Raw genomic sequence first — 13,987 nt, forward strand, 5'->3', positions numbered from 1 at the left:
AAGTTATATTTAAGAGGTTTTTTATTATGGATATTAAAAAAGAAGTTTTAGCAATTTTACAAGATTTAACTGGTGAAGATTTGTCAGATAAAATGGATGAGAATATTTTTGATGATGGCTTAATGGATTCAATGGCTAGCGTGCAAATGTTGCTTAACTTGCAGGAAAAGTTTGCAATTGATGTACCAGTTTCCGAGTTTGATCGCAGTGAATGGGATACTCCGAATAAGATCGTTGCAAAGGTGGAAGAATTAGCAAATGAGTAACAAACGCCGACTGTGGCAAATTTTTGGCCCAGTTATTTGCGCTGTTATTTTGTTGTTGGTAATTTTTTTGTTGCCTTGGGAGCGAACTTTTTCCAAAGAGTCAATCTATCAAGCCGCTAATTCACAAACTACAACGGTTTTCAAGGGCTCACGAATGAAGCAAAATGCTTATGATGATGGGTATGTTCCGTTTTATGGCTCTAGTGAATTATCGCGGATGGATCCGCTACATCCAAGTGTTTTAGCAGAAAAGTACCATCGCGATTATCAGCCATTTTTATTGGGTGGACCAGGTAGTCAATCTTTAGCACAATTTTTGGGGATGCAAGGTACGACTAAGCAAATGCGCAACAAAAAGGCGGTTGTGATTATCTCTCCACAATGGTTCACTAAAAAGGGTCAAGATCCTAACGCATTTACGTTGTATTATTCGCCGTTGCAGGCTTGCAACTTCTTGTTAAGCATTAAAAGTCTTAATAAGGCTAATCAATACGCAGCCAAGCGATTTTTACAAATGCCGGAAATTAAAGGTGAAGTTAAGGCAGCAATGAAACGAATTGCTCACGGTCAGCAAATTTCTGCAACACAGCGTTTTGCTTTAGAGGGACAACGACGGATGCTGGATAATGAAGATAAGTTCTTTAGTTCATTTCAATTGCGTGATCGTAAGCCTAAAATTGAAAAGCAGGCAAAGTTATTACCCGGGAAATATTCCCTAGCAAAACTTGATGAAGTTGCAGACGAGCAAGCTGCTAGTCATACTAACTCAAATTCATTTGGTATAAATAATAGCTTTTACAAATTACGGTTAAATAAGCGTAATTTGCGTAAGTTAAAGGGTAGTCAACAGCACTTTAACTATACTAAATCGGTTGAGTATAGTGACTTTGAGCTGATGTTGCATCAATTTGCCAAACAGCATACCAATGTTTTATTTGTTATCCCACCGATCAATCAAAAGTGGGCTAGCTATACTGGGCTATCTCAGACTATGTATCAAAAGTCGGTCTCTAAAATTAAGTATCAACTTGAGAGTCAAGGCTTTGAAAATATTGCAGATTTGTCCAATCGTGGTGGTGAAAAGTATTTTATGGAAGATACGATTCATCTTGGTTGGCGTGGCTGGGTAGCTGTTGATGAGGCGGTTAAGCCATTTATGGCGAAGGATAATATCCGTTATAACTACAATCTGCACAATTATTTTTATTCCAAAAAATGGCAAAAAAAGCCTTCTGTTGTTAGTTTGAACAATTCCAGTCCACAGACGGAAAGTCAAAAAGAAAATTTAAAAGAGAATTAGTGCGCCAGCAAATTGCAGTTCTGGGGATTAAGGGTTCAGTTTTAGTTCTTAGGAACGGTAAGACTTTGCTCAATTATGCTACAGAAAATACCACTGACACTAGTTATTTAATTAATTCAGTTCAAAAGTCGATGACTGCAGCAATGGTAATGCACGAAGTACAAGCAGGCAAATTAAGCTTGCATGATCGACTAGATAAATTTTTGCCGGATGTTCCGGGTGCTAAAAAGGTAACAATTAAACATCTATTGACGATGACAGCAGGCCTTGAAATCGAACCAGGAGCGAAACTTGGCTCTGAGTACTTTATTACTGATGAAGATAATTTGCAACGTGATATTGCCAAAACTATTTTTAAGCCCCAAATGTTAGGCCAATGGTATTATAGTTCGCTAAATTATGTGTATTTATGTGCGGTTATGAGTAAAGTCACGCACAAGAGCTATGAACAATTATTTAACCAGCTTTATATTAAACCACTAGGATTAAAGCAGACCGCGTTTTTGTGGGCTAATCCTGAACAATTGCAGGCAAGTGGCTTGGCAATGGGAATGCAATATCATCGTGGTCAATATGTTCCAATTAGACGTAAGCAGGCCTTGCGTGATGCCCATAATGAGCTTGGTGCCGGGTCAATTGTCATGTCCAATCATGATATAGTTAAAACATTGCACTATATCTTAGCAGGTAAATTGCTGTCAGCCAAAAGTCGCAAGCAGCTATACCACTCTCAACCGCCGTATTATTATGGTGGAGGGTTTTATAACGATGATCAGTTAAAATTAAAGACGGCTAATGGAGCTGGTGCTGGATATTATACTTTCATGCGTAGTACAAATGATGCTCAGACGATGATTATTATTCAATCAAATCGCACGCGTCACGGTCAATTTGATCGATTAAAACCTGAAATTGATGCTTTAATGTGGCAGCTGCTTGATATAAAGCCCAGTAATGAAAATATAACAGGTTAGACTTGTCTTTTATGCTATAGCATGCTAAAATTTTGTTGTGCCGCCACGAGAAAGTATTCATTTTCTCCGGTAGCGAAAATGCTAACTTCTATATGTGGTCAGTAGTGGCGGTTTTACACTGTGTGAGCTTAGTTCCGATGTTGGTGGAACTAGGCTTTTTTAGTGTCTTTTTATTACTTAGTAAGAGTATAATGTGGTTAATTAAGTAGCAGGGAGGAATAGTAATGACTAGAGCAGAATTAAAAGAAGATGCGAAGGCTAAACTTCATGGTAATTGGGCTTGGGCTGCAACGATTGGTTTGATTATGATAATTATTTATATTATTTTTGATTTGTTGCCTCTTACAACTACGACCAATAGTTTTAACTATAATAAACAATTAGCAGGTAACTTTTCTTCATCGAATTTTTGGGCTGGACGAGCCAATAATTTTGGTAGTAATTTTATCATAGGATTTTTAATGTTAAGTGCTGCAATTGTCTTTTTGCACTTTTTAGAAGGACGCAAAGATCATGCAATTGGTGGCGCGTTTTCCGTTTTCACAGATGGGCGATTTGTTCCTGAATTCTTAAATTACTTGCTCAGCTATATCTTCCAGTGGTTATGGACGTTGTTGTTAGTTATTCCTGGTCTAGTTAAATCTTATTCTTATGCTATGACACCTTATATTGTTAATGATCTAGTTGCTAGTGGACAAGAAGTTGGGCCAACTACGGGGATTAGCGCCAGCCGTGAACTAATGGACGGCCATAAATGGGAATTTTTTGTGTTAGATCTTAGTTTCATTGGTTGGGACATCTTAGCGGTCTTAACGCTAGGAATAGGCTTTATTTGGTTGATACCTTATGAGCAAACCACTAAGGCAAACTTCTATCGCAATTTAGCCGGGGATAAATTTAGAACGATATAATAGAGGTCATGAAAGTATTTAAAATTTTATCAGCTGTTATTGAAACAGTTGGATTTGTGCATGGATTATTATTGTTTTTTAGCGAAATTGGTGGTGTTAGTAACCCTAACTTTGAATTAAGAGCGTTTAGCACGATTTACGCTATTAGTGGAGTATTAATGGTTGTTGGTTGTGTTTTGCAAGCGCTTGATATATTCAGTAAATTTGGGTTGAAGTATTTGGTTATTAGTGAATTAAGTTGCTCAGTATTGAGTTTTGTATACATAATAATTTTGTATAATAATATGCCTGCTGAAATTTATCGAGCTTTGTTTTCTATTCTGATAATAGTCATTTTGATAGTCTTAGATTTTTTAAAGAACGTAATGCTTGGCAAGTTTTAGCCGGGGATAAATTTAGAACAATTCAATAAAAACCATTTATAAATAAAAAAAGAGCAGAAGAACCTGCTCTTTTTTAGTTTAATTAATCTAACTCAAAATCGATTCAAATGATCAAGAGTACTCTGGAATAGTTGCTCAGTATACTTAGAATCTCCACTGTCAGTATCTTGGAGTGCCTCTTTAATCTGACTTGAATTTAAATGCTCAACGAGGAAAGCTTCAAGAGCTTGATTGGTTACTTTGTCTAGATCAAGACCGGAAACTTGCAGATATTTTTGGGTTAGTTTTTCAACTTTTTCGTTTAAGGTGATTTTTTTCTTACTCATCATTAATTCCTCTCTACAAACAATTTTATTATAGCATTTTTGCAATAAAATAAGCGCTTAATTTTATTTATTGCCACTTTTCATCATCCAAAGCCATTTGCCAGAATTGTAATTCGTAGTAACTGCTGCGTAGAAAGGCCCGTTGCATTTTTTGTTGTTCTGATAGTGTAGCATTAGTGGCTAATTGCTCAGTTAATGTTAGAATTTGCTTAACATTTACGGCATACCAATCACTATCATAAGTGTCAATCCAAGCTTGGTAGTATGATACCGGTGAACCAGAATTTGCCATAGCTTGACCTAGTTCTTGGTAAAGCCAGTAACAAGGAACAATCGCAGCTACTGCTGAATTAACGCCGTCGCGCTGCAGGGTTGTCTGCAAGTGGTTTACATAATTATAAGCAGTCGGAGCAATCTCTGTTTGTGCAATTTCTGCAGAAGTGATTTTTAATTGCTGGAAAAACTGCTCGCGGATACTTATTTCACTATCTCGCAAACTTTGGGCTCCATCAAGCAAAAATTTTTGCGTTTGCACAGTGTCTGCTTGTTGTGCGACTAATTCATGAAACTTACTGAATTCCTCTAGATAATAGCGATCTTGTAATAAGTAAAAGCGAAACTTGTTTAGCGGCAAGGCACCGCTTTCTAGTTGTTTAATAAAAGGGTGGTGCATGCTTTGTTGCCAAAGATTGCTAGCAGCTTGGTGCAATCGCTCAGTAAACTTTTCCAAAATAATAACCTCTAAATTAAATACTTAACGTCTAAAATGTAACTAATTATATTATCCCACTTGAAGCATATGTAGAGCAATTCGCTAGATTGACCTGTAGTAAACAATAGTAGTAAGATGCTACTAAAATATAGTATAAAATAGGATTTTGATAATGATAAATTTTGTAACTAAATTAATACTTTGGACTAAGGAACGCTCGTTTTTTCGCAGTGTACAAGCAACGTTAGTGATGCTAATGCCAATTACTGTAATTGGCTCATACTTTGACTTAATGAATAAATTGGTTTTTTCACCTAATGGCTTAATCTATAATATTTTCAATTTAGATAAAATTATGTCAGATCATATTTGGTATGGTGGTTCGTTTGTATGTCGCGGGATGGTAAGTATAACCTTTGGTGCATTTGGTGCTTATGCAGCTTTTTTTATGGCACGCTATACTGCCAGGATTTATCACAAAGATTCAACGATGGCTGGCCTATCAGCTGTTTTAGTCTTACTATTTTGTTCGTATGCATCAAGCAGTGTCAACCAGCGGCTTGGTACAACTAACCTTTTGCAAGTAAATGGCATTTTTATAGCATTGATGGTTGGTTACGGAGTGGGGCAAATCTTTCATTGGCTAGGGGCACGGTACCAGTTAGTTGCAAATGAAACAGCTGGTTGGATTCGGCGACGTGCTGAAAATAGTGCCCTACCATTGCTAGTCTCGTTAATTTTTGGAATTATGCTTGGAATTATCATTTACGAATTACAATTAAAGGTTTTAAATTCGGGTAGTTTTCGCGGAATAGTGTTGCGGCTACAGACAACTGATAATTTAGGAGATGTATTACTGTTGTCAATTTTAGTTACAGCTTTAGCTTGGTTAGGAATTGGTTATCCGTTAGAATCTCTTTCGGGTGCAATCAGCAATAATTATACAACGGCAAATTTGACGTATGCATTGCAACACGGTAATTCATGGCAGGTTCCTTACAAGTTTTTGGGAAGTTCTTTGATTAATAGCTATGGCATTATGGGAGGTGCAAGTGTGGTCTTAGCTGTGATTGTCTTGATGTTATTACGTCATAGAAATTCAAATATCGAAGCGTTGGCGCTAGTTAATTTATTGCCGGCAGCGTTTGGCTCAACTGTGGGGTTTACATTGGGGTTGCCAATCATTTTAAATCCATTATTTTTGTTACCGATGGTTACTTTACCTCTAATTAATATGGTTTTGGCAGCTAGCGCAATTAGTTTGAACTTGATACCAGCCAGTGTATATCCTATTTTAACTGGAACACCTGGAATTTTGATTCCGTTTTTTGGAACTAATGGCAATTGGTCAGCACTAGTTTTTGCACTTATGCTATTTTTACTTGATTTGCTGTTATTGTGGCCCCTAATTAAAGTCAGTGAACGGATTGATCAGCAAGCCAAACTACGCCGGGAGGCAACGATTGATGTTCAAAAATAAAAATTTAAAGTGGCTTTTATTATTGTTGACCATTCTGATTTTGTTAGAAATACCTGGCTATGCCTGGATGAAACAAGCCAATAATACGAGGGCTCAGCGGAGCAAATCGCTATTATCACCAGTAATCATGGTACCTGGGTCAAGTGCTACAACGGAACGCTTTAACGAGTTAATTGACCAACTTAATCAGACGACCGCCAAAAAGCATAGCGTCTTAAAAATTACTGTTTCACGTGAAGCAAAATTAACTTATCGTGGCTCAATTAATAAAAACGATCAAGAGCCGTTTATTATTATTGGTTTTGATAATAATAAAGATGGCTATGCCAATATTAAAAAGCAATCGCAATGGCTAGATGTTGCTTTTAAGTCGCTAATGGAAAATTATAAATTTAATAATTTTAAGGTATTTGGTCATTCAAATGGTGGGTTAATTTGGACATATTGGTTGGAACACTATTATCAGCAATATGCCAGTGAAACTAAGATGAAGTGCTTGATGACTTTAGGTACACCATATAATTTTACTGAAAATAACCCTAATAATCATACGCAGATGTTGGCTGATTTTATTAAAAAGCGGAATAAGTTACCACATAATCTAAAAGTTTATTCACTTTATGGTGGTAAAAATTATGAATCAGATGGGATTGTACCAGAGACTAGTGTGGCAGCTGGTAAATTTATTTTTCAAAATCAAGTCAAAGCCTATACTGCAGTAATGGTTACTGGTGAAAAAGCTGATCACTCAGAGCTACCGCAAAATAAACAAATAATTCAAGTAATTCAGCAATATCTTTTAGAAAATGATAAGTCGCCTAAAGATAACAAGGAAAAGGATGATTAATGATGAGCTATGCCGAGCAACCCACCGAGATTGAAGTAATTGGCGGTCGGGTTAATAATCTGAAAAATATCAAAGTTAATATTCCGTTACATAGATTCGTTGCAATTTCGGGACCTAGTGGTTCGGGAAAATCGAGTTTAGCGTTAGGAATTTTATATGCAGAAGGCTCAAGGCGTTATCTTGATTCACTGGCAACCTACACTAGGAGGCGAATTGGTCAGGCAGGACGGGCGCAGGTTGATGAGGTGCGTCATATTCCCTCGGCTTTGGCATTGAAACAGCGACCAACTGTTCCTGGGGTGCGTTCAACTGTTGGAACAGTAACTGAAATTTTTAATGTTTTGCGGTTGATTTTTTCTAGACTTGGTTCACCAGTTTGTCCTAATGGGCACCAAATTCCGCCGACAATTAAAATTGCACAAGCGATGGATTTAAGTGGCGAAGCAATGGGTAAAATTACTTGTCCAACTTGCGGAGTTGAATTTATGGCTTTTAGCGCAGAAGACTTTGCCTTTAATTCGACAGGTGCTTGTCAAAAATGTCAGGGTCTAGGTACTGTTGAACAAATTGATGACCGCAAAATTATTGCGGATGAAAATTTGTCATTAGAAAACGGGGCGGTTGCAACTTGGCAAATTCCTGGACGAAATTGGATGTGGCGGATTGCGCGTGAATTAGGCGTGCGGACTGATATTCCATATCGTGAATTAAGTGATCAAGAAAAAGAATTGGTTTTGCATGGTGATGAACGTAAGGTGCCGGTAGATATACCAACTAAGACTGGGCGAGTTTATCACTTGGATGCTCTGTATGAGAATGCCTATAATGCGGTGATTAATTCCCGTAAAACTACTAAGACAGAGCGTGGTTTGGCTCGGATTAACAATTTTTATCATTTTAGTACCTGCCCGCGTTGTCAGGGTAAACGAATCGATCCAAGTCGTTGGCAGCAGCTAGTTGCAGGTAAAAATATCGTTGAAGCAGAGCAATTAACGTTAGGAGAATTGCCAGATTACGTGGCAGCCATTTTGGACTGGCTCCCAGCAGATATGCAGCAGTTAGCCCAAAATTTGACGAAAGAATTGCTGCACTTGGTTAAACCGCTAATTAAACTCGGATTGGATTATTTGGAGATTGCCCGTAAAGCCAGTAGTTTATCAACTGGTGAGTTACAGCGGATTCAGTTAGGACGAACTCTGCGAACGCAGACAACTGGTGTACTTTACGTTTTGGATGAGCCATCAGTTGGTCTGCATCCAGATAATGTAGCTGGCTTGATTGATGTTTTTCATCAGCTGGTTGATCAAGGTAATTCTTTGGTGGTTGTCGATCATGAAACTGCAATTATTGATGCCGCAGATTGGGTAATTGAAATTGGCCCGGGATCTGGTGCAAATGGTGGGCAAGTAGTTAGCCAAGGGGCACCTAAGCAATTGCGTCAGAATAGTAAGTCGCTGATTGGACCATATTTGACAGGTTCTGCTCCGTTAATGGTGAGACCGCAAATTGAGCCAGAAGAGTTGTTTAATGCGGGACAAATGACATTGACAGTTGCTAACCACTTTAATTTGGACCATGTTCATGTTCAAATTCCCATAGGTCGGCTGACAGCCGTCAGTGGTTTTTCTGGTGCAGGTAAAACTACGCTGATACTTGATTCTTTGTTACCAGCATTAAAAGCCCAAGAACAGCGTCAGAATGCCCCTGAATGGGTAACTGATTTGGATTCTGGTGGAATTAAAAAGGTAATTAGCGTTGACTCTAGTCCGGTTGGCAAAAATCAACGCTCAACTGTGGCAACTTATACGGATATTATGACTAATTTGCGAAAGTTATTTGCTAAACAGCCGTTGGCACGTAAATTGGGATATAGTTCAACCAATTTTTCTTATAATAATAAGGCAGGTGCTTGTCCGGTTTGCGGGGGTACAGGTGAGACAACGCTGGATATTCAATATTTGCCTGATATGGTTGAAACCTGTTCTGCTTGTGGCGGACGACGTTATAATCAAGCCGTTTTGCAAGTGAAGTGGCATAACTTGAGTATTGCAGATGTTTTAGCTTATTCAGTTGATGAGCTACTGCAGTTAGGCTTATTTAAGGATGAACCAGCAATTCAAAAAACAATTATTACGCTGCATGATATGGGATTAGGGTATCTGCACTTGGGTGAAGCTACACCAGCACTATCGGGCGGAGAAGCACAAAGATTAAAGCTAACTAGCCATTTACATCATGAGCAAAAGAACTGTCTATTCATCTTTGATGAACCAACTGTTGGCTTACATCCTAGCGATGTCCGAGTATTGTTAGCAGTCTTTCAAAAGTTGCTAGATCAGCATGCTACTATTATTACAATTACTCATGACTTGGATATGATTGCTAATAGTGATTATATGATTGACTTGGGACCGCGTGGTGGTACTAATGGCGGTAAAATTGTTGCCAGTGGGATGCCACGAGCAGTTGCTGAGGGCCAGGAAAGTCTGACTGCTAAATATTTAAATAAACACTTTAAATTATATGCTGATAACTTAAATAATACTAAAATCAAATAGCTGTATTGCATTGAGCAAAATAGTTTGTTCTCATTAAGCAACCTATTATACTGAGAAATAGAGGTATAGCAATCACTAAGAAAGCTATACGTTATGATATTTAACAACTATAAATAAGGGGTGTTTTTAGATGGCATATTTTGACAGCGACTTTGACAATTTATTTAACGAATTAAACAATTCTTTCTTTAACAGTAATTCTGGGCAGAGCAATAATTCGGCTCCTAGGCATTACGCTAACATGAATCCGGACTTCCAAAATGCTTCAGAAGATGGACAAGCTGATGGTCAACAACCAGAGAAGCCGATTGGTGTTGATTTAGTTGAGCAAGCCAAGAAAAATAAATATGACCCAGTGATTGGTCGTGATGAGCAGATTCAAGCAACTATTGAAATCCTTAGTAGACGCAAAAAGAATAATCCAGTTTTAGTAGGACCTGCTGGTGTTGGTAAAACTTCAATTGTTGAAGGTTTAGCTGAAAAGATTGCTAGTGGCAATGTCCCAGATAAAATGAAAAATAAGCATATTATTGCGATAAATATTAATGATATGGTGGCTGGATCAAGCTTGCGTGGTAGCTTTGAAGAACGGCTTAAAAAAGTGATTGATCAAGCTAAAGAAGATCCTAATATTATTTTGTTTATTGATGAATTGCATAACATTGTTGGCGCAGGATCAACTGATTCAGAAAATAACAATGGTGATGCAGCTAATATTTTAAAGCCGGCTTTAGCTAGTGGTGACTTGAATTTAATTGGTGCAACAACAACTAGTGAATACCGCAGAATTGAAAATGATGCAGCGTTAGCTCGTCGTTTTCAAGCAGTGCAAGTACCAGAGCCTTCAGCCGAAGTAACAATCAAAATTTTGGAAGGTTTAAAGCCTAAATATGAAGAATTTCACCATGTTAAGTATGATGATAGTGCCTTGCGGCTAGCAGTTGAATTGTCACAGCGGTATCTTCAAGGGCGTTATTTACCTGATAAAGCAATCGACATCATGGATGAAGCGGGTGCTAAGAAAGGTTTAGATACAGTTCCTAAAGACAAGGCTAGTTTGCAAAAACAAATTCACCACCTTGAAACTGAAAAGTCGGCAGCTGCTAAAAAAGAAGACTATGCCAAAGCTAGCGAGCTTAAAAAACAAATTTCCGAATTGCACGAGCAAATTAAGCAGGTAGAAGATGAAGTAACACCGCGGGTTACTGATGAAGATATCTATGCCTTGATTGAAGCTAGAACTAAGATTCCGATGAGTGAACTGCATGCTGATGAAGGTCAACAAAATATTAATTTAGCTAAAAAATTAAAGCAGGCTGTCATTGACCAAGATAATGCCGTGGATATCATTACTGATGCGATCGCTCGTAAGCAAATCTTTAAAGATAGTAATCGACCAACTGGGTCATTCTTATTAACGGGTCCAACGGGCGTTGGTAAAACTGAATTAGCTAAACAATTAGCCATTCAATTATTTGGTGGTGAGAATCATTTGATCCGTTTAGATATGTCTGAGTACCAAGATCAAATGGCAGTTAATAAGTTAATCGGATCAGCTCCTGGTTATGTTGGCTATGGTGAAGGTGGCCAACTGACTGAAAAGGTCCGTCACGATCCATATAGTTTGATTTTATTTGATGAAATTGAAAAGGCTAACCCACAAGTCTTCAATGCTTTGCTGCAGATAATGGATGATGGGCGGCTAACTGACGCACAGGGCAGAACAGTCTCCTTTACAGATACGATTTTAATTATGACGTCGAATGCTGGATATTCTGACAAACTGCTCGAAGATGGCAAAGTTGATCATGACAAGCGGATTAAAGCCTTAGAGGCTTACTTTAGACCTGAATTTTTGAATCGATTAGATGCCATTGTGCCGTTTAATTCGCTTAATGAACAAGATATGACTAAGATTATTGATATTTATATTGAGCACGTTAAAACTGTTTTGGCTAAGAGAAATGTCAAAGTTGGAGTTTCACGTGAAACTAAGTCATATTTAGCCAAAAAAGGCTATGATAAAGAATTTGGTGCACGTCCACTGCGTCGGGTAGTTGAGCAAGATCTAGAAACACCGATTGCAAAATTACTTATGCAAAAGCCAGATACTAAGGAAGCTAAGTTTACTGCTGACAAAGAGCATGTTTATCTAAATGGCGAGCCAATTTTATCGATTAGTGAATCTAAGAAGTAAAAACTGAATATATAGAAAAAGACACGATGCTACTCGTGTCTTTTGATGTATTTATTAAAAAGCTGACATAATATGTATTAGATGAGAGCAAGGTTTGCGTACAAGCATTGAGCAATTTGTAAAGTTTCTATTGAAGCCTTTGATGTTAGAGTCAAGGGCTTTTTATTTTGCATAAACAAGAGTTTTTGGCTCAATTTAATGACTTTGGCTCTGGATAAATTATCATTATATAGATCAGTTATCTTTAGATTTTATTTGTTAAAACCAACATTATACCAACCAGTCCAAGAAGGTTTTTTAGAATAACCACTAATTTTATCGTTAACTGCAGTAATTTTATACTGGTCATCAACTGGTAATACATATGCCTGATCTAACATATATCGTTGCCATTCGTGAAACTTCTTTACCCGATAGCTATGATCAAATGACTTTTCAGAATCAATTTCTGCTAATAGTCTATTGTTTTTAGCTGTTACGAATCTGCCATAATTATAAGGCGCTTTTTCATTATAGTAATCGTTGGGTGATGGTTCGGTTGATAGAGCCCAACCAGCTAGAAACATATCGATTTTAGGATCATCATGCTGCACTTTATCATAAAAAGAATTAAATTCAGTCAACCGATCATTTAGTAATTTTACATTGAGACCAATTTTATGCCATTGTTGCAAATAATTTTGTACGATAGGCTCCTGAGTTGTATCACCACTCATTGCCGCAAAAGTAATTGTCAAAGGCTTTCCATTGGGTTGGGTACGCCATTTGCCCTTCTTTTTGTAGCCAGCCTGATCTAATAGCTTGTTAGCCTTTTTAAGGTTGTAGTTATACTTACGGGCATTTTTATCGAAATAATCACCGAATTGGGATAGAACTAGGGTTGGAACGTAGAAGGTAAGTCCATTAGTATAGCGTTTGTTTACGGCATCGATATTCATTGCATAGCCGATTGCCTGTCGCAGAGACTTATTATTCATCTTAGCGTTAGGATTCATTACGTTTTTGTTGGCGTGGCTGTCCCATTTACCAACTTTGAAAGATAAATAATGATATTGTAAAGCTAAATTAGCAACAAAAGTGACGTTTTTAGTATTTTTAACGTTAGTCCATTGGGTGTTAATCACGTCTGCTACGTCAAATTTGTGATTTTTAATTGCCTGTGAAACTGAATTGGGCGCAACAGTTGAAATTACAATTTTAGCTAGTTTAGGCTTTCCTCGCCAGTAATATTTATTTGGAGTCCAAGTGATGGATTGCCCACGGACTACTTTTTCAACTTGAAATGGTCCAAAGAATAATGGCTTTTTACGAATCTGGTCACAAGATTCTAGTTTATTAAATGGAACATTCTTTAAATAATGGTATGGTTCGGCATTTTCCCAGAAATAACCGTTACCTGATTGGGACATTCCTGGCTTCATCTTCTTAAAGTGAATGACTACGGTTTTGCCATTAGGGCCATCAGGCATTTTAATTCCAGAAATGGTTGGGGATTGGCCATTGTGATATTCTGAAATTCCTTGAATATTGGCGATACTTCCGGTGTAACGCTGACTTTTAGTTTGTTTATTAGCAATGATTTCATATGGATATTCAACATCTTTGGCTACAACTTCTTTACCATCTGACCACTTGATACCTGGCTTAACTTTAATTGTTATAGTTTTTTGCTTAACATTAGTTTTTAAAATAGCAGCACCGCGATCAGTAATTTGGTAATTATCGTCAGTTGCAAATAATGCTTCTTGACCAAACGCAACTACGTCTCTGTCGATTTGTGCAGTAGAAAGCGTATTAGTAAAAATACCGGTAAATGGGGTATCAGTTTCGGCCGCAATTTTTAGAGTTCCCCCTTGGTGAACTTTCTTTTTGGGCATGGCACTAGGAAACGTTTTGGCCGTTTTAACTGCTTGGTCACTATTATTTTTAGTATTACCACATGCAGTTAATAACATAACTGCTAAGGTAAGTACTAGTGAATGACTCAATTTTAGTTTATTCATATTCATCAACTCCTATCAACTAAAAATATT

The 13,987-nt window shown here is 37.5% G+C and carries 12 protein-coding genes; 9 read left to right on the top strand and 3 right to left on the bottom strand.

All coding sequences use genetic code 11. From position 1 onward, the window contains the following. Nucleotides 1-26: 26 nt before the first annotated feature. The 5 genes from dltC to OZX59_RS06480 all read left to right on the top strand — a co-directional run bounded on the left by dltC (nucleotide 27) and on the right by OZX59_RS06480 (nucleotide 3,834). Entirely contained in the window at nucleotides 27-266 is a 240-nt protein-coding gene (dltC, locus tag OZX59_RS06460; protein WP_277125381.1) for a D-alanine--poly(phosphoribitol) ligase subunit DltC, read from the top strand. Further along, the gene (gene dltD / locus OZX59_RS06465; RefSeq protein WP_277125383.1) at nucleotides 259-1,566 is read left to right on the top strand and encodes a D-alanyl-lipoteichoic acid biosynthesis protein DltD; all 1,308 of its coding nucleotides are present in this window, start codon (nucleotides 259-261) and stop codon (nucleotides 1,564-1,566) included. The genes dltC and dltD overlap by 8 nt, the downstream gene beginning before the upstream one ends. Further along, nucleotides 1,566-2,540: a serine hydrolase domain-containing protein gene (locus tag OZX59_RS06470; RefSeq protein ID WP_277125385.1), complete on the top strand. Its 975-nt coding sequence runs from the start codon at nucleotides 1,566-1,568 to the stop codon at nucleotides 2,538-2,540. The genes dltD and OZX59_RS06470 overlap by 1 nt, the downstream gene beginning before the upstream one ends. Nucleotides 2,541-2,764: 224 nt before the next feature. Continuing rightward, nucleotides 2,765-3,451, top strand: a complete 687-nt coding sequence (locus tag OZX59_RS06475; RefSeq protein ID WP_348636455.1) for a DUF975 family protein — start codon at nucleotides 2,765-2,767, stop codon at nucleotides 3,449-3,451. An 8-nt stretch (nucleotides 3,452-3,459) separates the two neighbouring features. Continuing rightward, the gene (locus OZX59_RS06480; protein WP_277125387.1) at nucleotides 3,460-3,834 is read left to right on the top strand and encodes a hypothetical protein; all 375 of its coding nucleotides are present in this window, start codon (nucleotides 3,460-3,462) and stop codon (nucleotides 3,832-3,834) included. 92 nt (nucleotides 3,835-3,926) lie between these two features. On the opposite strand, the gene OZX59_RS06485 is transcribed toward OZX59_RS06480, so the two are convergent. Both OZX59_RS06485 and tenA read right to left on the bottom strand, forming a co-directional pair. Further along, a complete protein-coding gene (locus tag OZX59_RS06485) occupies nucleotides 3,927-4,163 on the bottom strand; it encodes a hypothetical protein (RefSeq protein ID WP_277125389.1) in 237 nt (78 codons plus the stop codon). A gap of 64 nt (nucleotides 4,164-4,227) precedes the next feature. Beyond that, nucleotides 4,228-4,890 carry a thiaminase II gene (gene tenA / locus OZX59_RS06490; RefSeq protein WP_277125391.1) on the bottom strand — a complete coding sequence of 221 codons (663 nt, stop codon included), beginning with the start codon at nucleotides 4,888-4,890 and terminating at the stop codon, nucleotides 4,228-4,230. A gap of 154 nt (nucleotides 4,891-5,044) precedes the next feature. Between tenA and OZX59_RS06495 the strand changes: the two genes are divergently transcribed. The 4 genes from OZX59_RS06495 (at nucleotide 5,045) to OZX59_RS06510 (ending at nucleotide 11,954) form a co-directional block, all read left to right on the top strand. Then, nucleotides 5,045-6,352 (top strand): PTS sugar transporter subunit IIC, encoded by a 1,308-nt coding sequence (locus OZX59_RS06495; protein WP_277125393.1) that lies wholly within the window; start codon nucleotides 5,045-5,047, stop codon nucleotides 6,350-6,352. Beyond that, entirely contained in the window at nucleotides 6,339-7,199 is an 861-nt protein-coding gene (locus OZX59_RS06500; RefSeq protein ID WP_277125395.1) for an alpha/beta hydrolase, read from the top strand. Before OZX59_RS06495 ends, OZX59_RS06500 begins: the two co-directional genes overlap by 14 nt. A gap of 2 nt (nucleotides 7,200-7,201) precedes the next feature. Then, entirely contained in the window at nucleotides 7,202-9,757 is a 2,556-nt protein-coding gene (locus OZX59_RS06505; RefSeq protein WP_277127002.1) for an ATP-binding cassette domain-containing protein, read from the top strand. A gap of 130 nt (nucleotides 9,758-9,887) precedes the next feature. Continuing rightward, complete coding sequence (locus tag OZX59_RS06510) at nucleotides 9,888-11,954, top strand: ATP-dependent Clp protease ATP-binding subunit (protein WP_277125397.1); 2,067 nt, start codon at nucleotides 9,888-9,890, stop codon at nucleotides 11,952-11,954. 251 nt (nucleotides 11,955-12,205) lie between these two features. Here OZX59_RS06510 and OZX59_RS06515 read toward each other — a convergent pair whose 3' ends face one another. After that, nucleotides 12,206-13,957, bottom strand: a complete 1,752-nt coding sequence (locus OZX59_RS06515) for an oligopeptide ABC transporter substrate-binding protein (protein ID WP_277125399.1) — start codon at nucleotides 13,955-13,957, stop codon at nucleotides 12,206-12,208. Between the last annotated feature and the right edge of the window lie 30 nt (nucleotides 13,958-13,987).

Source organism: Lactobacillus sp. ESL0681, assembly GCF_029392835.1.
In the GTDB taxonomy this organism is placed as follows: domain Bacteria; phylum Bacillota; class Bacilli; order Lactobacillales; family Lactobacillaceae; genus Lactobacillus.

Coding starts and splice junctions, on each gene's coding strand:
- OZX59_RS06485 (WP_277125389.1), bottom strand. CDS start 4,163: ATGATGAGTAAGAAAAAAATCACCTTAAACGAAAAAGTTGAAAAACTA.
- dltD (WP_277125383.1), top strand. CDS start 259: ATGAGTAACAAACGCCGACTGTGGCAAATTTTTGGCCCAGTTATTTGC.
- OZX59_RS06515 (WP_277125399.1), bottom strand. CDS start 13,957: ATGAATAAACTAAAATTGAGTCATTCACTAGTACTTACCTTAGCAGTT.
- OZX59_RS06510 (WP_277125397.1), top strand. CDS start 9,888: ATGGCATATTTTGACAGCGACTTTGACAATTTATTTAACGAATTAAAC.
- dltC (WP_277125381.1), top strand. CDS start 27: ATGGATATTAAAAAAGAAGTTTTAGCAATTTTACAAGATTTAACTGGT.
- OZX59_RS06475 (WP_348636455.1), top strand. CDS start 2,765: ATGACTAGAGCAGAATTAAAAGAAGATGCGAAGGCTAAACTTCATGGT.
- OZX59_RS06500 (WP_277125395.1), top strand. CDS start 6,339: ATGTTCAAAAATAAAAATTTAAAGTGGCTTTTATTATTGTTGACCATT.
- OZX59_RS06480 (WP_277125387.1), top strand. CDS start 3,460: ATGAAAGTATTTAAAATTTTATCAGCTGTTATTGAAACAGTTGGATTT.
- OZX59_RS06505 (WP_277127002.1), top strand. CDS start 7,202: ATGAGCTATGCCGAGCAACCCACCGAGATTGAAGTAATTGGCGGTCGG.
- OZX59_RS06495 (WP_277125393.1), top strand. CDS start 5,045: ATGATAAATTTTGTAACTAAATTAATACTTTGGACTAAGGAACGCTCG.